Origin of the sequence: Aequorivita capsosiphonis DSM 23843, assembly GCF_000429125.1 — a bacterium.
Classification (GTDB): Bacteria; Bacteroidota; Bacteroidia; order Flavobacteriales; family Flavobacteriaceae; genus Aequorivita; species Aequorivita capsosiphonis.
Window position 1 is genome coordinate 238009 of sequence record NZ_AUBG01000002.1, and the last position, 20603, is coordinate 258611.

The window sequence follows — 20603 nt, forward strand, 5'->3', positions numbered from 1 at the left end:
TTTTAGTTATGATTCAAGACAAAATATCAGCAAATGACTCAATCAACAGTTTATGGGACAAATTAGATGGCTGGCTGGACGCTCTAATTTTAAAACTTCCCAATTTTGCTGTTGCCATATTGGTGATAGTCATTTTCTATTTTATTGCTAAAGGAATAAAAAACTTAGCCTTCAAGGTTTTATTTAAGAAAATAGACGATCAAGCAATTCGGCAAATGATGTCGAAAATTGTTTACGCTATAATAATCACTATAGGATTTTTTATTGCTCTAATGGTTTTACAACTTGATAAGGTGCTTACTTCAGTTTTGGCAGGAGCAGGTGTCGTTGGTCTTGCCATTGGTTTAGCCCTTCAAGGTACACTCAGTAATACGGTTTCCGGATTAATGCTATCCTTCCAACCCAAGGTGAGAATAGGAGACTTTATTGAGGCAAACAATAAAAGTGGTTATGTAGAAGAAATCGACCTAAGAACTGTTACGGTTCGCCAAACAGACAACGATTATGTTATAATTCCGAATAAAATATTTGTTGAAAACCCATTTACCAATTATTCCTGGACAAAACGCACAAGGGTCTCTGTAAGCTGTGGTGTTGGTTATGAAGATGATTTGCAAAAAGTTGAAGACCTTGTAATTCAGATACTCTCAGAGAATTTTGAGCAGAAGGAAAATGAAGGAGTAGAATTCTTTTTTACTGAATTTGGAGATAGCTCCATCAATTTTGTGACTCGGTTTTGGATTGAATGTCAAAAACCAAAACCAAAATTAGAAGCGCAGCATCAGGCTATAAAACTCATTAAGAAAAACTTTGATGAAGCAGGAATCAATATTCCCTTCCCTATTCGTACTATGGATTTTGGAAAAAATAAACTTCAAATGTCTCCGCAGGAAAAACTTTCTAAAAAGGATGTTAACCTTGATAATAATGAGTGAACTATTAATTAAATTTCAATCTTAAAAAGAAAATATGAAAAATATATTTAGAGCCTTATTAGCCGGTTGGGGCGCAAAAAAAATTGGCGGTGGAAAGTGCGGTTGTATTGGCACTATCGTCGTTTTTATCATTCTATATTGGTTATTGGGTTACGTTTTCAAGGTGTTTTAATTAACTTGATTTAACAAAACAATAGCATGCATTAACTATTTATTGGTTATTTGGACGGTTATATTTGCCCTACAAACCTTTAAAACTAATTTATTATGAAAAAAGTTATTGCACTAACCCTAATGGCGGGAGTACTCTTTGCTTCCTCTTGTGTGTCTAAAAAGAAGTATGTAGAATTAGAGAGTCAATACAATGACACTCGCTCTACGTTGACTAAAACACAACTAGAAAAAGAAGAAATTGAAGCCAAATACGCGAAAATTGAAGATCGCGTTGCCAGTTACAATTCAAAAATCCAGTCTTTAACCGACAGTAACAATAGCCGTCTACAAGAAATTGAAGGCGTTGTAGTTTCAGAAAATGACAAGGTGAAAATGCGTAACGCCCTAGCTAATGTTGATCCCCAAGAATTAGCACAGGCAAAAACGCTTAGAGATTCCATGAATCTTATCGTGTCTTATAACCTAAAAAAGAACTTAGACAATAGTTTAGTTGGTGAAGGTGAAGAGGATGACATCAAAATTGATATTGATGAAACCGTAGTAATGATTACTATTTCTGATAAACTATTATTCAGTTCAGGAAGTGATCGTGTGAATCCAAAAGCAAATCCACTTTTAGAGCGTCTTGCCAAGGTAATTAATAGCGAACCAGCTCTTGAGGTAATGGTTGAAGGCCATACAGACAGCCAAACTGTAAAACCAGGCGCCTACATTAAAGATAACTGGGAATTGAGCGTAAACCGTTCTACTGCAGTGATCCGAAAGTTACAGGATAACTACGGTGTAGATCCAGCTAAATTAATTGCTGCCGGACGTAGTAGTTTTCACCCACTTACTGAAAATGACACTAAGGAAGGACGTTCAAAAAATAGAAGAACGCGTATTGTAATATTACCAAACCTGGACAAGTTTTTAGCACTGCTTTCTGCTAACTAAGAGTAAGAAACAAACTATTATAAAAAAAGGCTGTTCGTTAAAATACGAATAGCCTTTTTTCTATTTAAAGCGGTATTTTCAATGAAACGGAAGATTATAACTTGCTCAAAAATCTCACATATTAAGGCTAAAATTTAACGTCTAATACAAGACTCTATTTAGACGGTGGCGTTGTAGGTCGCACTTCTATTTTACTAGGCAAAGTACGTGGATTCATTTTTAATAAATCTACAACCAGTTTTCCAATATCTTCCTTCTGAATTTTCCAAGCACCTTTTTCATCGGGTTCATTTCCATTAAAATGTGTTGAAACAGAACCAGGCATAATGGTACTTATTTTAATTCCATAGTCTCGCAAGTCGAGCATAGCAGCCTGAGAAAAACCAGTTAACCCAAATTTACTAGCGTTATAAGCGCTTCCTCCTTTAAAAAAGTTAGTTCCGGCCAAACTGGAAATACTTATATAGTATCCTTTATTTTTCTTTAATTGGTCTAAACCCGCTTTTAAGGTGTAAAATGGGCCTGTAAGATTCGTATCAATTGTTTCCTGCCATTGCTCAATAGTTAAGTCTTCAACCGAGGCAAAATGACCAAGACCTGCATTTGCAATCAGAATATCAACTGCTCCAAAAGCATCCACGACAGTTTTAATAGCCTGCTCTTGACTTTCAAAACTTCTAACGTCGGCTTCAACACCAATGGCCTGTGCCCTATCATTAGCATTTGCATTCAACTTTTTGGCGGCTTGTTCTGCAGATTTTTTATTTCTTCCAGTTATGGCTACATTAATTCCTTCTTTTAATAAGGCTTCAGCAATACCGTAACCTATTCCTTTGGTACCGCCTGTTATTAAAGCGGATTTTGTTCCTAAATCATTCATAGTTTTGTGTTTTTAACAAAGTTACCAATTGGCAATTCGAATGTTATTAAATTCTACTTAAATTTGAAAAATGAAATATTTGCCCATTCTACTTTTCGTACTATTATCTTCCTGTTTTTCTTCTGTAATAAATGCTCAGGAAAAATTAGTAAATCTTGAAGAGCTTTCAACCGAATTTGAATATGAAATACGCTATGCCACTCCAAATAATTTTATAGGCGAAACACTTTATGATTGTGCAAAATGCATGCTACGTCCAGAGGTCGCAGAAGCTATTTTGGAAGCGAATCAATATTTTTGTGAACTTGGTTATCGCATAAAAATTTACGATTGCTACCGTCCATTAGATGTTCAAAAGGAAATGTGGGCGAAAGTTCCACGAGCGACTTATGTTGGGAATCCGTACGGCAATGGATCTGTTCACAATAAAGCTGCGGCTATTGATATGACGCTGGAAACCTTGGAAGGTTGTTACGTTGAAATGGGCAGTGATTATGATTACTTCGGAAGAGAAGCACATATAGACAATTATAATTTTTCAAAAGAAATACTCGCCAACAGAAAACTGCTTTTTGAAGGCATGCGGAAATTCGGGTTTAATACGATTCGAACAGAATGGTGGCATTTCAGTTATAAAAAGAATCGTAGTTATAAAACTTTGAATGTTCCGTTGCCTTGCGAATGATCTTTCTCCGTAGCCTCTGCGCCTTTGTGGTGAATTATAAACCACACAGGAGACACAGAGGGCACAGCGTTTATTTTTTATCTTCTTTAGGAAATTCAGGGCTGTTTCTAAATTTAATAGGAATAGCATCTTCGGTTCCATAGATTTTAAGTTCTTTAATATCCGCCGGTAAATTGAAGCCTTTATTGAATAGTTCTTCTTTTACCTCCCTAATTACAATTCCCCGTAATACTCTGGATGCTCTTCGGTAATCTTTTGTATCCACCCAAAAAAATACTTTTAGGTTTACGGTGCTCGCCGCTAGTTCATCTTCTATTACAAAATTTTCATGCTCCGGATCACGGATGATTTCTTCATTATGATCAAGAATATCTTGAATCACTTTTTTGGCGGCCGAAATATCATCTTCATAGCCCACTCCTACCGTAAAATCCACTCTAAAAAAGCCATCTGCAGTATAATTTTCAACAGGTTTAGTGAGCACATCACTATTTGGAATATAAATGTCACGGCCGTCAAAAGTTTTTATATGCGAATAGCGAAAACTTAAGGCTCTTACCTTTCCGAAGATGTTGTCTATTTTTATGGTATCATTAATACTAAATGGTCTATTGAAAGCGAGAATAACACCAGCCAGAAAATTCTTTCCAATGTCTTGAAAAGCAAATCCTAAAATAATAGCACCACCCCCAACTGCAGTCAACAATCCGGTGGCAATACCGTCTAGGCCAGCAATTCTTAAGGCAATCATTATTGCAATAATAATTAGGATTATTTTTATGGCCTGCGCTAAAAATTTTGCCATTAAAGGATCTTCAGATTTTTTCTGAAAACGCCGTTTGTAAAAGTTGGTGAGTACTTGCGCGAGTAACACCCCTAATATAATTACCAAAACTGCCAATGCAATTCGTGGAAGGACTTTTAAAAATTCATCGTAATAACTTTGGAGGGAGTTTTGTATAGTTTGGGTTGACGATTGTAGGAGTATAATCATAGATTTATTTTTTCTTTTAAAGATAAACATTCTTAAAAATAATCATCCCATAAATTAACCTTAAAGTTTAGCGGATCAAGCAACAACATGTATCTTTGCGCGAACTGTAAAATGGCGGTTATATTATACAAATACTATGGAACTTTCAGTAAAAACTTTTAGATTAATAAGCACTTTGGAAGCAATTTCCTTTCTTGTGCTTTTAGGAATTGCGATGCCGTTAAAATACATTTGGGACATGCCAGAAATGGTGCGAATTGTTGGCATGGCCCATGGTGTTCTTTTTGTACTCTATGTAGGTGGCGCTTTTTATATGTTCAAAAAATTGAATTGGACCATTAAAGTTTTATTCATCGCAATAATGTGTTCTATCCTACCTTTGGGACCTTTTTATGTGGAGCGTAAATACTTATAATGAATACAGAAACACTTCAAGCCTATAGTTGTATCCTCCAAGATTATTTGGAGAATGAAGGCATGACTTATGGTTGGGCGGTCTTTATAAATGTAGTAGTCAACTCCATAATAGCTTTTATCGTTGTTACCATTTTGGATATTGTTTTTAGAAAAATTATTATTCAAGTTTTCAAGGCGTTTACTAATAAAACCGTTTCAACATATGATGATTACCTCATAAAGAGCAACTTCCCAAAATACATTGCTCACTTAGTTTCATTAACCATTATTTGGCATCTCATTCCAATCATTTTTGTAGAGTCACCTTTGGTCATCAGTTTGTTATTGCTTGTTGCAAAAGTGTATTCTGTCATTCTGTTCATCCTTATTTTTAGAAGTGTATTGCGCACCACACGCAATTTTATGGAAGAAAGTGAGCGCTTTGGCGACAAGCCTTTGGAGAGTTATGTACAAGTATTAATGATATTTGCCTGGGGAGTTGGAGGCTTCTTAATTATTAATCTTCTAACAGGTTTTTCAATAACTAGTCTTGCAACTTTAGGAGCCGCCTCAGCAGTTGTTTTACTTATTTTTAAGGATACGATTCTCGGCTTCGTAGCTAGTATTCAGGTGTCTGTAAATGATATTGTACGAATTGGAGATTGGATCACTCTCGAAAAATTTGGTGCAGACGGTTTTGTTACCGAAATTAACTTGGCTACCGTTCGCGTACAGAATTGGGATCACACTTTCACCACAATTCCAACCTATAGTTTAATTTCTGACTCTTTTCAGAACTGGCGTGGAATGCAGGAAAGTGAGGGCAGAAGGATTAAGCGTTCCATTTATATTAAGCAATCGTCCATAAAATTTCTTTCCGAAGAAGATTTAGAAAACTTTAAAAAGATCTCCCTCATTAAACCTTATATCGAACATAGACAGAAAGATATTGACAAATTCAATAGACTGACAGAAGCCAACAAAGAGGTTCAAATAAACGGTAGAAATCAAACCAATCTAGGCGTATTCAGACATTATATTGACGCCTTTTTAAATGAAAATTCCGCTATCAGTAAAGACCTGTTTCTTATGGTTCGGCATTTGGCACCCACAGACAAGGGATTACCAATTGAAATTTATTGCTTTAGTAAAGACAAACGTTGGGTAAATTACGAACATATTCAAGCTGATATTTTTGACCATTTACTGGCGGCCATACCTTATTTTGATTTGGAAATATTTGAATTGCCTACAGGTCAAGATTTCAGAGCAAGGACCTAAATTTACTTACTCAATCTATCCTTCACAAACTCTTTTTCCGTTTTCCCGTGTCGACAGGGTTTTCCATCTTCTCCAAGGCCAACCATTGTAATCTTGGCAATGCTTATTATTACCTCGCGGGTCATCTTGTTACGAACCTCGCAGCAAAGGGTTAATGAAGTGTTACCGAACCCTATAGTGTCTATTCCAATTTCAATAATATCACCTTGTACTGCGGAGCTTCTAAAGTTGATCTCACTCATATATTTGGTAACGCTTCGTGGGTTTTCAAGTTGAATAATCGCATATAACGCAGCTTCCTCATCTATCCATTCAAGGAGTCTGCCACCGAAAAGTGTTCCATTTGGGTTTATCCCGATAGCTATCGGGATCTGGTTTTATCCATTTGCGGGTATGAAAGTTCATAATTTAAATTATTGTCTTAATCTTGTTATTTTGGAGGTTATAAGGTGGGATTTTAAACCCATCATTCCTCGTTTTAAAATAGTCTTGAGATAACTGCAATGTGTGTTTTTGAAGATTCTGATTAGCGAAAAAGTATAAAATTTTTTACAAGTTTACGGTTTGTGATAATAAGACAATTCTAAATTTCAAACTTCTAGTTTGTAGTAAATATAACTTTTTAATAGTAGATTTATGCTTAACATTCCAAAAGGTATGCTTTCTGGAATGCTTTGCTTTTAAGAATGTTGGGTATTATTTATTTATATAAACCGTCTTCTTATTGACAAATTCGTGAATCCCATTGATACTTAGCTCCCGGCCATATCCACTCTCTTTTACACCACCAAATGGAAGTCTTGGATCGCTTTTAACCAATTCATTGATAAAAACCGCGCCTTCATCAAATTGAAACGCCATTTTTTGGGCTTCTTCAATATCTTTTGTAAAAATAGAAACCCCCAAACCAAATTTTGAATTGTTTGAAAGCGCAATAGCTTCATTTACATTCTTAAAAGTTGTGACCGAAAGTACCGGTCCAAAGGTTTCCTGTTTAAAAGCTGGCATCTTTTCTGTTACATGAGTCAGCACGGTTGGATCAAAATAGGCTTCCAAACGATTACCTCCTATTACCACCTTGGCTCCAGCTTCTACAGAATCATTTACCTGTTTCTCTAAATCTTTGGCGAGATCTTCTCTTGCCAAGGTTCCTACAAAGGTTTCTTCGCTCATTGGGTTACCACTTTTTAACTCTCGAACCTTATGCACTAGTTTTTCAACAAACTCTTCTGATATTGATGCGTCAATTATAAGCCGTTTCCCTGCGATACAGCTTTGTCCTGTATTTTGAAATCTGGCTTGAACACAAGTTGCGATGGTTTTTTCCATGTCGCAATCTCTTAGTACAACCAAAGCGTTGTTTCCGCCCAATTCCAAAACTGTTTTTTTAATGTTTTTTCCAGCAATGGAAGCTACTGAAGATCCTGCCGGTCCACTACCTGTAAGTGTTACAGCTTTTACTTTTTCATTTTCAATTATTTCGGCTACAGCATCACTTCCTACCAATAAAGTAGTAAAACAATGCTCGGGAAAACCAGCTCGTTTAAATACCTTCTCAATATTTAAGGCACTTCCAAAAACATTGGAGGCGTGTTTTAAAACACCAATGTTTCCAGCCATCAAAGCTGGAGCAGCAAACCGAAATACTTGCCAGAAAGGATAATTCCACGGCATTACAGCCAAAACAACCCCAAGCGGCTCATAACTCACATAGCTTTTGTGAGCGTCTGTTTTGATGATTTTATTCTGAAGTTGTTCCTCGGCATTTTCGGCGTAATATTCACAAACCCAAGCACATTTTTCAACTTCGGCAAGAGCTTGTGAAATGGGTTTCCCCATTTCTAAAGTCATGGTTTCAGCATATTCCTCTTTGTTTTCTTTCAATTCGAAAGCTGCCGCTAGCATTAACTTTTTTCGTTGGGCAAAAGAAGTTTCTCGCCAATTGTAAAAACGCTTGTCTGCTTTATCGATGATTTCTTCGACTTCCTTTTTAGTGTGGTTGTTATAGGATTTTATTTCTTTTCCCGAATAAGGATTAATTGAAATTGTAGTGGCCATGATGGTTTTTATTTTAAAAGTATTGAAAACATTGGGGAAAACCCAATCGATTAAGATGATTTTAACGCGATAATGTTTATAATAAATCTGTAAACTTTCGCTAACTTTTAAGTATTGTGATACATTTGCGAATAAGTAAATAGTTAGTATTAATTAAAAGATACCCGCCGAAGTTTATATCGAACCAAGCCGAAAACACCTCCTTATTATGAAAAATATAGCACTTACACATATTCACGAACAATTGGGCGCCAAGATGGTGCCATTTGCAGGTTATAACATGCCTGTATCCTACCAAGGCGTTAATGCCGAACACGAAACAGTCCGTAAAGGAGTTGGCGTTTTTGACGTCTCGCATATGGGCGAATTTTTGGTTACAGGTCCAAACGCATTATCCCTTATTCAGAAAGTATGTAGTAATGATGCTTCCAAGTTAGTAGATGGAAAAGCACAATATACCTGCATGACCAATGAATCAGGCGGAATTGTGGACGATCTTATTGTGTATAAATTAAAAGATGAAGAATATCTTTTGGTTGTAAACGCTTCAAACATAGCTAAAGATTGGGATTGGATTTTAAAACACAATTCCATGGATGCTACCATGCGCAATATTTCTGATGACTACTCGCTTTTGGCTATTCAAGGTCCAAAAGCTATTGAAGCAATGCAATCCCTTACTTCAGAAGATTTAAGTGCTTTAAAATTCTATAATTTTAAGGTTACAGATTTTGCAGGTGTTGAACACGTAATTATTAGTGCTACCGGTTATACAGGTAGTGGTGGATTTGAAATCTATTGTAAAAATTCTGAAGTGGAACAGGTTTGGAATAAAGTAATGGAGGCTGGAAAGGAATTCGGTATAAAACCAATCGGCTTGGCGGCTAGAGATACGCTTCGCCTTGAGATGGGATTCTGCTTATATGGCAATGATATAGATGAAACAACTTCGCCATTGGAAGCTGGTTTGGGTTGGATCACAAAATTCACAAAAGACTTTATCAATTCGGATAACCTGAAAAAGCAAAAGGAAGAAGGGATAAAAAGAAAACTAATTGGTTTTGAGTTGACTGAACGCGGTATTCCAAGACACGATTACGCAATTGTTGATAAAGACGGAAACAATATTGGCCACGTAACTAGTGGTACGATGGCGCCATCACTAGGTAAAGCCATTGGATTGGGCTATGTAACTATTGAAAATAGTAGTCCGGGCACCGAAATATTTATTCAAATCAGGAATAAACCTGTGGCAGCAACCATAGTAAAAACTCCATTCTATAAAGGCTAATGTTGGACTATCAAGCCATTTTAGAAGATATTCACAACACACTAAAATCTACTGAAGATACAGGTGACGTAGCGAGCTATATCCCCGAATTGGCGAAAGTTTCTAAAGACAGCTTCGGAATTCATCTGCAATTAATTACTGGTGAAGATTATTCGGCAGGTGATTATTTGGAAAAATTTTCAATTCAAAGTATTTCGAAGGTGTTTTCATTGGCAAAAGCATTTCAGCTAGTTGGCAATAGTTTGTTGGAACGCGTAGATGTGGAGCCTTCGGGAAATCCATTCAATCATCTATCCTTGTTGGAATTGGAAAATGGAATCCCTCGAAATCCCTTGATCAATGCGGGCGCAATTGTGATTGCCGATATATTGTTGACTCATTTAGAAAACCCTAAAGAGGATTTTTTGAATTTTGTTAGAGAGCTGGCTCACGATGAAAGTATTGATTACAACGAAACCATAGCGGAGTCTGAGCACGAGACAGGCTTTAATAATTATGCCGCCGCCAATTTACTTAAATCTTTTGGAAATCTTCACAATGAAGTTGAGGATGTTTTGGATTTCTATTTTCATCAATGTTCAATAATGATGAGTTGCAGGCAACTTACAAACGCTTTTTTCGTTTTTACAAACAAGGGAAAGTGTTTAAAAAATGTAGAACACCTAACAGCCAGCCAAGTAAAAAGAATTAATGCAATTATGCTTACTTGTGGTTTTTATGACGAAGCTGGTGAATTTGCTTTTGAAGTAGGTTTACCTGGAAAAAGTGGCGTTGGTGGAGGAATTGTTGCTCTGTTACCGCATTGTTTTACCATTGCAACTTGGTCGCCAGCACTTAATCCACAAGGAAATTCATATCTCGGAATGAAGGCATTGGAACTATTTACATCAAAAACAAAACTATCCATTTTCTAAAGATAGAGGGCAATTTTAATGAGAACGAAAGAAGAAAAGGAGCGGATTTTAATTTTAGGAGGGAGCGGTTTCATTGGGAATTCGCTATACAAGGAACTCCTCTCCTATTATAACGTACATTGCACCTATTGCAAGCAAGAGGGCACTTTTTCTGAAAATCAAGTATTTCATAAATTTTGTGCGGAAGTAGATTCCATGTTTTTGCTGTTGAACAAAATAAAACCAACGGTGATCATTTCGGCCATGGCAAATGGCACTAAAAGTTTATTCGCCACGCATCAAGATATAGTGAATTATGGGTTATTAAATGAAAGTTGCAAGGTTCTGTATATTTCCTCTTCCGAAGTTTTTGATGCCAGTTTTCAACATCCATCCTATGAAAATGATTTAACCAATTCGGAAACGGGTTCCGGAAAGTTTAAAATTTCAATTGAAAAATTGCTACTGGAGAAAATTCCTTTACAAACGGCTATTTTGAGACTTCCTATGGTATTGGGTATCAATTCACCACAAGTAGTTCATTTAAGACAATGTATTCGGCATCAAGCTAGCTTTGAGGTTTATCCAAATCTGGTGATCACCACAACCACAATAGATAAAGTTTGCCAACAAATTCATTATATAATCAACCAATTCATTCATGGAATCTACCATCTAGCGAGTTCTGATATGGTTCACCACGAAGATCTTTTTATGGAGATTACTTCAAAAATAGGCGATAAAATGCCTATCTTTAAAAGCGTTTTTAGCAGGAATGAAGATACGTATAATGCAATCCTTCCTAAAGAAAATAAATTACCAATTACTCTTCAAATTACTGTTTCACAGGTAATTGAGGAATCAAGTTTAAACGAAGAAATTATATCAATTCGGTAGGGAGGCAAAACCTTGCGTCTATACCCGTAAACACAAAAAGCAATGAAAGCACTCACAGAAAAAGAAATTAATGAAAGATTAAAGGAATTTGAAGGTTGGGAATATCAGGAAGGTGCGTTGCACACTATTTTCGAGTTTGATGATTTTAAGGAAGCCTTTTCAGCAATGACTAGAATTGCCTTTGAAGCAGAAAGACTAGAACATCATCCAGAATGGAGTAATGTTTACAATTCATTAGAAATCTACCTATCCACACACGATGCCGATGGCGTAACGGAAAAGGATTTTGAGTTGGCTTCTATAATTGACGAGCTTATTGGCTAAGAAAAAATCAAATTCCAAATTCCAAAGGTTTGAAATTTGGTGCTTTTAAGTTGGAGTTTCTATATTTGGGAATAATAGATAAAAAATAGTAATAGAAAATAATTAATAGTAATAGAGAATAATCTATGGGAAGAGCTTTTGAATTCAGGAAAGCAAGAAAAATGAAGCGTTGGTCTGCCATGTCCAAAGCTTTTACGCGTATTGGGAAAGATATTGTGATGGCCGTAAAGGATGGCGGACCAGATCCCGATGCGAATTCCAGACTACGCGCTGTAATTCAGAACGCCAAGGCTGTGAATATGCCGAAGGATAACGTGGAGCGTGCTATTAAACGCGCCAGCGATAAAAGTTTGGGTGATTATAAAGAAGTTCTTTTTGAAGGTTATGCGCCACACGGGATCGCTATTTTGATTGAAACCGCCACTGACAACAATACACGTACTGTTGCCAATGTTCGCATGCACTTTAATAAATGTAACGGAAGTTTGGGTACTTCTGGATCAGTCTCTTTTATGTTTGATCATACTTGCAACTTTAGAATAAACCCAGAAGGTTTAGATATAGAAGAGCTTGAGCTTGAATTGATAGATCACGGTGTAGATGAAATTTTTGAAGATGAAGAAGATGGAATTTTGATTTATGCTCCTTTTGAAAGCTTTGGTGATATTCAGTCTTATTTAGAAGAAAATAAGCTAGAAATCCTTTCTTCTGGTTTTGAGCGAATACCTCAGGTTACCAAAAAATTAAGCGAAGACGAAGCTGCAGATGTTGAAAAATTACTCGAAAGAATTGAAGAAGATGATGACGTTCAAAACGTCTATCACACTATGGAGGAATCCTCCGATGAAGAAGATGAATAAAATAGCTTGAATTTATATCAAACAAAAAATGCCATCCGGATTCTTTTGGGATGGCATTTTTTAGTTTTTTCAACTTTTAGTTAGCTTATCTTCTTTTAAAATAAACTGAAGAAGCTCCAGCGAATGGTTCAGAAATAGTTGGTCTTCTCTCTCCTCCTGCACCTATCTGATCAAAAAACAAAACCTTCCCACCGCCATTGGCGCGTTCTGCGATAAACACTGTATTACTGCTATCATCATAATCAACGGCAACTGGATTCCCCATTTCCGTTGTAATACCAGAAACTCTTACCTGATTTCCTGATACCTCCAAAGTTTCACCGTCAAGTACCGCATTAAATTTACTTACAAAACTCTTAATGATGTGGAACGCCCCATCACTGTCATTTTCTGCGTCACCAATATCGGTTAGAACTACTGTTCCATTATCCTGGGCAATGCCGTGAATACGTGTTATACCAGCAATTTCAATACGCTTGTTTGGCGTGGCAGTAGCATCTGTGGTATATGTTGCAATAAAATCATTAAGTACCGCTACATCCGCGGTTTTATCAACTGCGGTGTAGAGATCATCTCCAATTAATTCTATTCCCCAAACCGCATAATTTACAGAAACAGTATTTCTTAAGGAATAACCAGTGCTATCTCTCTTAAAGATGAAGAATCTACCTTCATCTGTACTTGGATCGTTATCCAGGTCCGCATTGTCAGAAACAATATAGAAATCACCTTTAACTGCTAAATCTCTAGGGCTATCAAAAGTGGGATCACTTGATACTGACAAGCTCAACTCGCCATTGTCAGGAACTTCACTTACTTTGCGATAGGTATTTAGTACTCTTTGTTGTCTTGAAACAACTACCATTTCATCTGCGTCATCATCATAATAAATACCTTCATTATCATTTGAACTCGTTCTCATAGTTTTCTTATAATTTCCGTTGTTCGTAAAATCATAGGAATTAATGGCAGTGTTAATGTTACTAGTAGCAAAGAGGTTGGCAATAACTTTTATTGGTTGTTGATTACCACCATCTGAAAAGTCATCATCAAGACTACAGGAGACAGTAATTAATGCTAAGCCTAAACAGGCCATGATGTATTTCATTTTTTTCATAATAATATTTTTTGCAATTCTAATGATAAGTTTTTAAAGGAATATTGAAAAAGCATCGCTTAACTAATCTTTAACAGCATTTTGCTGAAAGTCATATACATAAAGAGCAAAAGCTATTTTTTTAGATTTCAAAAGAATAGGCTTCTTTTTTCCCAATAACACCTTTGAAAGTAGATCGCAGATTTTTTAAATCTGAATCAATATTGCCAGTTGGGTAAAACGTGTCATTTATAATTATTGCTTTTTTCTTATAGTCGAAAGCCACACATATTATGGGAACCTTTGCTGCCAATGCAATATAATAGAACCCGGTTTTCCATTCTGATACTTTTTTTCGAGTGCCTTCGGGCGCTATTGCGAGCCGAAATTCTTCTTTGCTCTTAAAAATTTCAGCGATTGCCTCTACTTTGTTTTGGCCCGGAGTACGATCTAATTTTTCCCCTCCGGTCCAACGAAAATACCAACCAAAGGGCCATCTAAACAATTCTTTTTTAGCGATATAGTTTATCTGGACTTTTGTTAATCTACGGGTAAATAGCCCCAGATAGAAGTCGTGCCAGCTAGTATGTGGCACAACTATTATAACGGCTTTTTTAACTGCGGGATCAAAAGCACCAACAATGTGCCAGCCCATCATTTTTTCAAAAACAAATTTTGAGATCCCCATAAATGGTTTTTATCCTGAAACTACATTTTCAGATATAATTGTCTTAGTTTTTCACGCGTAATGGTCTCCTGCCAATTATCACCTAAGGCATTTTCCCAAAGAGGAACCATACTAAGTGCGACGGTTATCATAGTGTCCATTTCTTCTTCGGAAAGGTTTTTACAAATTCCCTGTGGAATTTCAACACCGTGTTTCTCTACCATCTTTTCGAAAAGCTTGACGTCTTTTGGATAAAACTCTTCTAGATATTGAAAAACAATACAGTTTCCAATGCCATGTTTTGTGCCTAAAACATAACCAAGACCATAACTCATAGCGTGTGCCACTCCAACCTGTGAATAAGCAATGCTCATTCCACCGTGCCAAGAGGCCATCATCAATTTACCACGAGAATCTTCTTCGGAAAGATCATCTCCTAAAAATATTTCCATACATAAATCGTATGCTTTTTCGCCATAACTCTGGCTAAAGGCATTTAAGAAAGTACCGTTTAAGGATTCTACGCAGTGTATAAAACAATCCATTCCTGTATAAAACCACTGGTTTTTGGAAACGCCGGTGGTGAGTTTAGGATCGAGAATTACTTGGTCAAAAGGTGTAAAGTCACTATTGATTCCCAATTTGCGAACTGGCCCAGTAAGTACCGTAGTTCGCGAAACTTCAGCACCTGTGCCCGAAATTGTTGGAACGCCCACGTGATAAACAGCTTTATGCTTTACTAGATCCCAGCCTTGGTAGTCGGCTGCACTTCCTTGATTTATAAGCATGATAGAAACGGCCTTAGCCATATCCATAACCGTTCCGCCACCAATACCTATAATACCGGAAGGAGTTTGGGTAAATTCGTTTTTAATTTCTTTTACTAAATCGTCAACTTGTGAAGTTCTTGGCTCTTCTTCTGTAGAAATGAAAATAAGTTTATCGTTAAATCGAAGGTTTATTCTATCTAAAAAAGCAGTATTTTCTTCAAAAACATCATCGACTAAAAATATAAATGGTGCTTTTTCCTTTTTCTGAAGCGAAAGAATGGAGGAAAGCTGATCAAAACATCCTTCACCAAAAACAACTTTTGGAACCATGGGAAAGTTTCGAAATTTATTATTTACCGTTTCTGGCTTTTGCTCCTTGAGTAATTTATTAGCCCTGGCAAGATCTTCAGGCGTATCTATCTCAACACCTGATGTGTTTGAAATAACCATTTTTATATTTTTACCATATTCCAAATAGCGGATACATTCAATTTTTTCCACCTCTTCCAAAGAACGCATGGGCAATCGATAAAAGTCCATAATGGCACTTTTTCTAAAGGCATAAATACCTTTGTGCTTATAATATTGTATCTCTACGTTTTTATCACGAGGATACGGAATTGGCGATCGCGAAAAATAAAGTGCAAAATCATCTTTATCTACAATAACCTTTACACAATTTGGATCGCTAATTTCTTTCCAATCGTGGATTTCTGTCATTAATGAAGCCAAATCTATCTTGTCTGCATCAGGTTCATTGAAGACTGCTAAAACCTTCTCCAGCCCTTCCCTACTTGTGAAAGGCTCGTCTCCTTGCACATTCACTACAATATCTACATCCATGTTTTCAACGGCCTCGGCAATTCGGTCGCTACCACATTCGTGCTTTTTTTGGCTCATTATGGCTTTTCCGCCGTTTCTTTCAATTTCGTTAAAAATTACGTCGCTGTCTGTTACCACATAGACTTCATCAAAAAGATCTGTGGCCTTTGCGGCTTCATAAGTTCTAACTATCACGGGTTTTCCGCCCAAATCCTGCATAAGTTTTCCAGGGAATCTAGACGCGCCGTAGCGGGCAGGAATCATTGCAATTATTTTCAAGACAAAGTTTTTAAAATGATTTCAAAAATAAGAAGATTAAGTTCTTGGAGCTCGTTTTTTCCGAAGCTTTTTATAAAACCTAAAAATTAAGAAGAATAAGAAAACTACAAGTGCAAACGCGATAATAGGAACAAAGATGGAAGCTATGGCCATCACAATGGAAGTACCCGTTTCCAATGTGGTCAAAACTGGATTTGCGAGTACTCCAGTGGTTGTGCTTGAAGTGAGCCTAGCAGCAGAAGTATTTCCTTTAATTGCCGCTGCGGTTCCTCCCCCGGCAATAATAGCCAAAGCCCAAGTAACTGCCGGACTTAAATCGGTAACTGTAGCAACCATAACGGCTGTACCAGCCAATGTTGCCAATGGCAAGGCAATGGTGTCCAGTAAATTATCCAACCACGGAATGTAATAACCAAAAATTTCAATTAGCGTAGCCACTCCCATCGTGATAACAGCCGTGAGACTTCCCACCCATTGCCAACTTTCATTTAAAGGAATTACATCATAAAAACCCGCTAAACTTAAAGCCAACAACGGCAAAAATACCCGAAACCCGACTGCCGCGGCAAGACCGATGCCGAGAAAGATGCTGATTATTATATCGAAAGTTTCCATAGTGAGTCGATGTGTCGATGAGTTTAATAGTTTAGGTGTTTAGGTGTTTAGGTGTTTAGGTGTTTAGGAAAATTCAATTTTTATGGGAGCGTTTCACAAAATATACTTCATTTTTAAAATTACTTTTAATTCATAACCAAGTTATAAAAATAGTTGTTTTAATATATCATTCAGCGCCAGTTGCCCAGCATCCCTCACCCAGAATCACTCAAAAAATTCATCCTTAAACCCAATCAAGTACAGTTTCTCCTGCGCACGAGTTATGGCTGTGTAAAGCCAACGCAGATATTCCCTATCAACGCCGTTGGGAAGATATGGCTGTTCCACAAAAACGGTATTCCATTGTCCACCCTGCGATTTGTGACAAGTAATGGCATAACTGAACTTAACTTGCAATGCATTAAAAAATTTATTGTTTTTTACGGCTAAAAACTTCTTGTATTTTGACTTCTCCATGGCGTAATCCTTCATCACTTCTTGGTATAGCGAATTTGATTCTTCATAGGTAAGCGATGGGCTTTCCGAAGTTAAAGTATCCAGAAGAAGTACTGTTTCCAAAGGTTTCATATTTGGATAATCCACCATGCGCACTTTCACTTCAGCAAAACGGAAGCCATATAATTCCTTAAAACCGAATATTTCCAAAACCTCTATAATATCCCCATTGGCAACAAATCCTGCTTCACTTATATTATCTACCCAAAAATAGTTGTTTTTCACCACCATTAAATAATCCCCAGCAGAAAGTTCCGATTCCTGAAACAAAATGCGCTCTCGAATACTTTGGTTGTATAGATTCGCTCTTTTGTTGGAACGTACAATAATTACGGTGTCTTCATTGCCCAAGGCAGAATAATTGTCGCCGATGGCATCCATTATTTCTTGGCCATCGACCGGACGAATTATGTCTGGAAAATTAATCCCCGAAAATCTAAATGCTTCATATAATTCATCATTTAAACGTTCCCTAATTTTTGTGGCATTCTCCAGAATCCCACTATCTTTTTGTTGACGCACAACTTCGTCCAATTCCAGCATTATTACTTCGCGGTTATACTGCATCTCCAAAACTCTGGCATCTAAAGCCGGACTAATTGACAAATGGACTGGGGGCAACTGTGCGGAATCTCCTATTAAAAGAAGCTTGCAGTTATTGCCACTATAAACATATTGCATTAAATCATCCAATAAAGAACCGTTTTCAAAAAGTTTTGAGTCTTGGTTAATATCTGGAATCATCGACGCCTCATCAACAATAAAAATAGTGTCGCGATGCTTATTATTTTGTAAATTAAAGGAAACAGAACCTTTTTCACTTTTCGGAAAATAGATTTTTTTGTGAATTGTAAAGGCCTGTTTGTTCGAATAATTGCTGATAACCTTCGCTGCTCTCCCCGTAGGAGCCAACAAAACGGACCGTTTTTTCACTTTTCCGAGATTTTTTACCAAGGATCCTACTATAGTTGTCTTACCCGTTCCAGCATATCCTTTCAATAAAAAGGTCTCATTTTTGTTCGTTCCCAGTACAAATTTCGCCAATAACTGCAGCGCAATATCCTGTTTAGGAGTGGTGTTATGGGGGAAATCGTTCTTTAAAAAACTATAAAATTCTGATACATTCATATTTCACTACTAACTATGAGGGTTTAAAGATAGGTATGATTTTTTCGCAATATACTTTTACGAACAAAAAAAAATTGTAGATTTGCGATAGACCTTTTTGTAAAATCAACACTTAAACAATATCAACAATGAAATTAGTAATTCAGATTCTCCTTTGGATTGTCATCATCTTTTTAGGCTGGAAATTATGGAGCTCTATTATGGGGCCAGTGGAATTCAATAAAGTTAAAGAGGCACGCTATTCTAAAGTAATTAAGAATTTAAAAGATATCCAGGCTGCAGAGCTTGCACACAAAGAGATTACCGGAACCTTTACTGGTGATTGGGATAGCCTAGTACGATTTATTGACACTGCAAAATTCGCAATCACGCAAAGACGCGATACTAGTTATGCTGATGTTGCAAAAAATAAAGCCTACGGAATTGACCAAGGTTATTTTCTGGATGAAGTATTAATTGATACTTTAGGATTTACTCCTATTAAAGATTCTCTCTTCGGCGGTTCTGACAGATACAAAACCATGATGAATGTACCTGTTAAAGGGATCGATGCTAAGTTTGAGCTTAAATCTGGGAAAATTGTAAAGAATGATGCTAGCTATTCTGTTTTTGAAGCGAAAGTTCCAAAAAAGGTTTTATTAGGAGATCTTGATAAAGATCTTTTGGCTCAAGAAATGCAAGTTCAATCTGTAGATGGCGTTAATGGCCCAGATATTAGAGTTGGTTCCTTAGAAGAGGTCAATACTACAGGAAACTGGCCAAAAATCTATGACTCTGCAAAAGACAAATAACATACAAAACACATTAAATAATAGACTGTCCGTTCAAGTATCTTTGAACGGGCTTTCTTTTTTGGTATCCAATGCTGAAAGCACTGAGGTGTTTCTTTTCCTTGAAAATATACTGGATTACAGTACAACACCTGAGGAATTGTTAATGGAGATTGAGTCTATTATTTACAATAATGAAGATCTCAATACTAACTTTCAAGAAGTTTCCGTTGTTTACTCCACTCCCCTTTACAGCTTGGTTCCCGGTTCACTTTTTGATGAAACCAAAGCCAGTGAATATTTAAAGTTTAATTCAAAAATACTTGCGAATGACTATATGGCGCATGATGTTCTGGAAATTCAGGACATTGTTGTAGTATATGTTCCGTTTATGAACATCAATAATTTTTTCTTTGAAAAATACGGTTCATTTAATTACTACCACTCCACCACTGTATTATTGAGGTCCATTTTGGAAAATCAAAAATATTCACTCCCAAAAATGTATCTTCATTTTCAGAAAAACAGTTTTGACTGTATCGTTTTAAAGAATGGAGAACTTCAACTTTGCAATAGTTATGCTTATAAAACTCCCGAAGATTTCATCTATTACACCCTCTTTTGTATGGAACAGTTAAAATTAGATCCCGAGAATCTTCCAGTACTACTTTGTGGCGAAATCGATAAGGAGGATGAAAACTATAAAATGGCATATACTTTTATTCGAAATATCGACTTTTTAGAAAGTAATGCTATTATTACAAAATTTGCTTCCGACGATAAATCTCATCAACACTTCATTCTAAAAAACTTAGTTTAAATGCGAATAATTTCAGGCTCACATAAAGGAAGAAGACTCACTGCACCCAAAAATCTACCCGTAAGACCAACGACAGATTTTGCTAAGGAAGCACTTTTCAATATTCTTAGAGTGCGTTATTATTTTGATGAACTCTCAGTACTCGATCTTTTTTCTGGCACTGGCAATATTAGTTTTGAGTTCGCCTCTCGTGGCGTACCCAATATAATTTCAGTAGATGCCCACAATGGTTGTATCCAGTATATTGATAAAGTTTCGGAAGAGTTCTCTTTTCCCATTCAACCCATAAAATCTGATGTTTCAAAATATTTGGAAAATGCCTCCGGAAAATTTGATGTCATCTTTGCTGATCCTCCTTATGATTTTGATATATCGCAATTATCAAGTATATTGTCTAAGGTTTTTGAAAAAAATCTATTAAACGAAGAGGGATTACTGGTAATAGAGCATTCAAAAATAATTGATCTTTCAGAATTGGAGCATTTTGCCGAAGTCCGCAAATACGGTGGGAACGCTTTCAGTTTTTTTCAATAAGAA

At 36.5% G+C, this 20603-nt stretch carries 21 protein-coding genes and 2 pseudogenes; 13 read left to right on the plus strand and 10 right to left on the minus strand.

Annotated features, from left to right (window positions below; translation table 11 throughout):
- Positions 1-8: 8 nt before the first annotated feature.
- Together G440_RS0103435 and G440_RS0103445 are read left to right on the plus strand one after the other, a co-directional pair.
- Positions 9-935, plus strand: coding sequence for a mechanosensitive ion channel family protein (locus G440_RS0103435; RefSeq protein WP_034258914.1), 927 nt, complete (start codon positions 9-11; stop codon positions 933-935).
- A 267-nt stretch (positions 936-1202) separates the two neighbouring features.
- Complete coding sequence (locus G440_RS0103445) at positions 1203-2045, plus strand: OmpA/MotB family protein (protein WP_026450017.1); 843 nt, start codon at positions 1203-1205, stop codon at positions 2043-2045.
- Between the two features lie 154 nt (positions 2046-2199).
- On the opposite strand, the gene G440_RS0103450 is transcribed toward G440_RS0103445, so the two are convergent.
- Positions 2200-2925: an SDR family oxidoreductase gene (locus tag G440_RS0103450; protein WP_026450018.1), complete on the minus strand. Its 726-nt coding sequence runs from the start codon at positions 2923-2925 to the stop codon at positions 2200-2202.
- Between the two features lie 70 nt (positions 2926-2995).
- Between G440_RS0103450 and G440_RS0103455 the strand changes: the two genes are divergently transcribed.
- Entirely contained in the window at positions 2996-3610 is a 615-nt protein-coding gene (locus G440_RS0103455; RefSeq protein ID WP_026450019.1) for a M15 family metallopeptidase, read from the plus strand.
- 70 nt (positions 3611-3680) lie between these two features.
- Here the strand turns inward: G440_RS0103455 and G440_RS0103460 are convergent, their stop codons facing one another.
- Positions 3681-4604: a mechanosensitive ion channel family protein gene (locus G440_RS0103460; protein WP_026450020.1), complete on the minus strand. Its 924-nt coding sequence runs from the start codon at positions 4602-4604 to the stop codon at positions 3681-3683.
- Between the two features lie 136 nt (positions 4605-4740).
- Between G440_RS0103460 and G440_RS0103465 the strand changes: the two genes are divergently transcribed.
- Together G440_RS0103465 and G440_RS0103470 are read left to right on the plus strand one after the other, a co-directional pair.
- The gene (locus G440_RS0103465) at positions 4741-5019 is read left to right on the plus strand and encodes a DUF3817 domain-containing protein (RefSeq protein WP_026450021.1); all 279 of its coding nucleotides are present in this window, start codon (positions 4741-4743) and stop codon (positions 5017-5019) included.
- The gene (locus G440_RS0103470; RefSeq protein WP_026450022.1) at positions 5019-6281 is read left to right on the plus strand and encodes a mechanosensitive ion channel family protein; all 1263 of its coding nucleotides are present in this window, start codon (positions 5019-5021) and stop codon (positions 6279-6281) included. Before G440_RS0103465 ends, G440_RS0103470 begins: the two co-directional genes overlap by 1 nt.
- Before the next feature lie 2 nt (positions 6282-6283).
- On the opposite strand, the pseudogene G440_RS19410 reads toward G440_RS0103470, so the two are convergent.
- Together G440_RS19410 and G440_RS0103480 are read right to left on the minus strand one after the other, a co-directional pair.
- Positions 6284-6686 (minus strand): annotated as a pseudogene (locus G440_RS19410) (acyl-CoA thioesterase).
- A 291-nt stretch (positions 6687-6977) separates the two neighbouring features.
- On the minus strand, positions 6978-8339 hold the full coding sequence (locus tag G440_RS0103480; RefSeq protein ID WP_026450023.1) for an NAD-dependent succinate-semialdehyde dehydrogenase: 1362 nt from the start codon (positions 8337-8339) through the stop codon (positions 6978-6980).
- 208 nt (positions 8340-8547) lie between these two features.
- Here G440_RS0103480 and gcvT point away from each other — a divergent pair, with 208 nt between their 5' ends.
- The 5 genes from gcvT to G440_RS0103505 all read left to right on the plus strand — a co-directional run bounded on the left by gcvT (position 8548) and on the right by G440_RS0103505 (position 12604).
- Positions 8548-9630, plus strand: a complete 1083-nt coding sequence (gcvT, locus tag G440_RS0103485) for a glycine cleavage system aminomethyltransferase GcvT (RefSeq protein ID WP_026450024.1) — start codon at positions 8548-8550, stop codon at positions 9628-9630.
- A complete protein-coding gene (locus tag G440_RS0103490) occupies positions 9630-10544 on the plus strand; it encodes a glutaminase (protein WP_026450025.1) in 915 nt (304 codons plus the stop codon). The genes gcvT and G440_RS0103490 overlap by 1 nt, the downstream gene beginning before the upstream one ends.
- A gap of 18 nt (positions 10545-10562) precedes the next feature.
- Positions 10563-11420, plus strand: a complete 858-nt coding sequence (locus G440_RS19415; RefSeq protein ID WP_034258917.1) for a sugar nucleotide-binding protein — start codon at positions 10563-10565, stop codon at positions 11418-11420.
- Between the two features lie 42 nt (positions 11421-11462).
- Positions 11463-11744: a 4a-hydroxytetrahydrobiopterin dehydratase gene (locus G440_RS0103500; protein ID WP_026450026.1), complete on the plus strand. Its 282-nt coding sequence runs from the start codon at positions 11463-11465 to the stop codon at positions 11742-11744.
- Between the two features lie 125 nt (positions 11745-11869).
- Entirely contained in the window at positions 11870-12604 is a 735-nt protein-coding gene (locus G440_RS0103505) for a YebC/PmpR family DNA-binding transcriptional regulator (protein ID WP_026450027.1), read from the plus strand.
- Positions 12605-12689: 85 nt separating this feature from the next.
- Here the strand turns inward: G440_RS0103505 and G440_RS0103510 are convergent, their stop codons facing one another.
- The 6 genes and pseudogenes from G440_RS0103510 to G440_RS0103530 all read right to left on the minus strand — a co-directional run bounded on the left by G440_RS0103510 (position 12690) and on the right by G440_RS0103530 (position 18476).
- Complete coding sequence (locus G440_RS0103510; protein WP_026450028.1) at positions 12690-13721, minus strand: hypothetical protein; 1032 nt, start codon at positions 13719-13721, stop codon at positions 12690-12692.
- A 121-nt stretch (positions 13722-13842) separates the two neighbouring features.
- Positions 13843-14388, minus strand: a complete 546-nt coding sequence (locus G440_RS0103515) for a 1-acyl-sn-glycerol-3-phosphate acyltransferase (RefSeq protein ID WP_026450029.1) — start codon at positions 14386-14388, stop codon at positions 13843-13845.
- Positions 14389-14408: 20 nt separating this feature from the next.
- The gene (locus G440_RS21455) at positions 14409-15467 is read right to left on the minus strand and encodes an iron-containing alcohol dehydrogenase family protein (protein ID WP_026450030.1); all 1059 of its coding nucleotides are present in this window, start codon (positions 15465-15467) and stop codon (positions 14409-14411) included.
- Positions 15468-15512: 45 nt separating this feature from the next.
- Positions 15513-16223, minus strand: a pseudogene (gene kdsB, locus G440_RS21460) (3-deoxy-manno-octulosonate cytidylyltransferase); the annotation flags it as partial.
- A gap of 51 nt (positions 16224-16274) precedes the next feature.
- The gene (locus G440_RS0103525; protein ID WP_026450031.1) at positions 16275-16853 is read right to left on the minus strand and encodes a DUF4126 domain-containing protein; all 579 of its coding nucleotides are present in this window, start codon (positions 16851-16853) and stop codon (positions 16275-16277) included.
- Positions 16854-17057: 204 nt separating this feature from the next.
- Positions 17058-18476, minus strand: coding sequence for an ATP-dependent DNA helicase (locus G440_RS0103530; protein WP_026450032.1), 1419 nt, complete (start codon positions 18474-18476; stop codon positions 17058-17060).
- A 128-nt stretch (positions 18477-18604) separates the two neighbouring features.
- Here G440_RS0103530 and G440_RS0103535 point away from each other — a divergent pair, with 128 nt between their 5' ends.
- From G440_RS0103535 to G440_RS0103545, 3 genes are read left to right on the plus strand one after another with little or no spacing between them, the layout of a single operon-like run.
- Positions 18605-19267: a hypothetical protein gene (locus G440_RS0103535; RefSeq protein WP_026450033.1), complete on the plus strand. Its 663-nt coding sequence runs from the start codon at positions 18605-18607 to the stop codon at positions 19265-19267.
- The gene (locus G440_RS0103540) at positions 19245-20066 is read left to right on the plus strand and encodes a DUF3822 family protein (protein WP_026450034.1); all 822 of its coding nucleotides are present in this window, start codon (positions 19245-19247) and stop codon (positions 20064-20066) included. Before G440_RS0103535 ends, G440_RS0103540 begins: the two co-directional genes overlap by 23 nt.
- Positions 20067-20600, plus strand: coding sequence for an RsmD family RNA methyltransferase (locus G440_RS0103545; RefSeq protein WP_026450035.1), 534 nt, complete (start codon positions 20067-20069; stop codon positions 20598-20600).
- Positions 20601-20603: the final 3 nt, after the last annotated feature.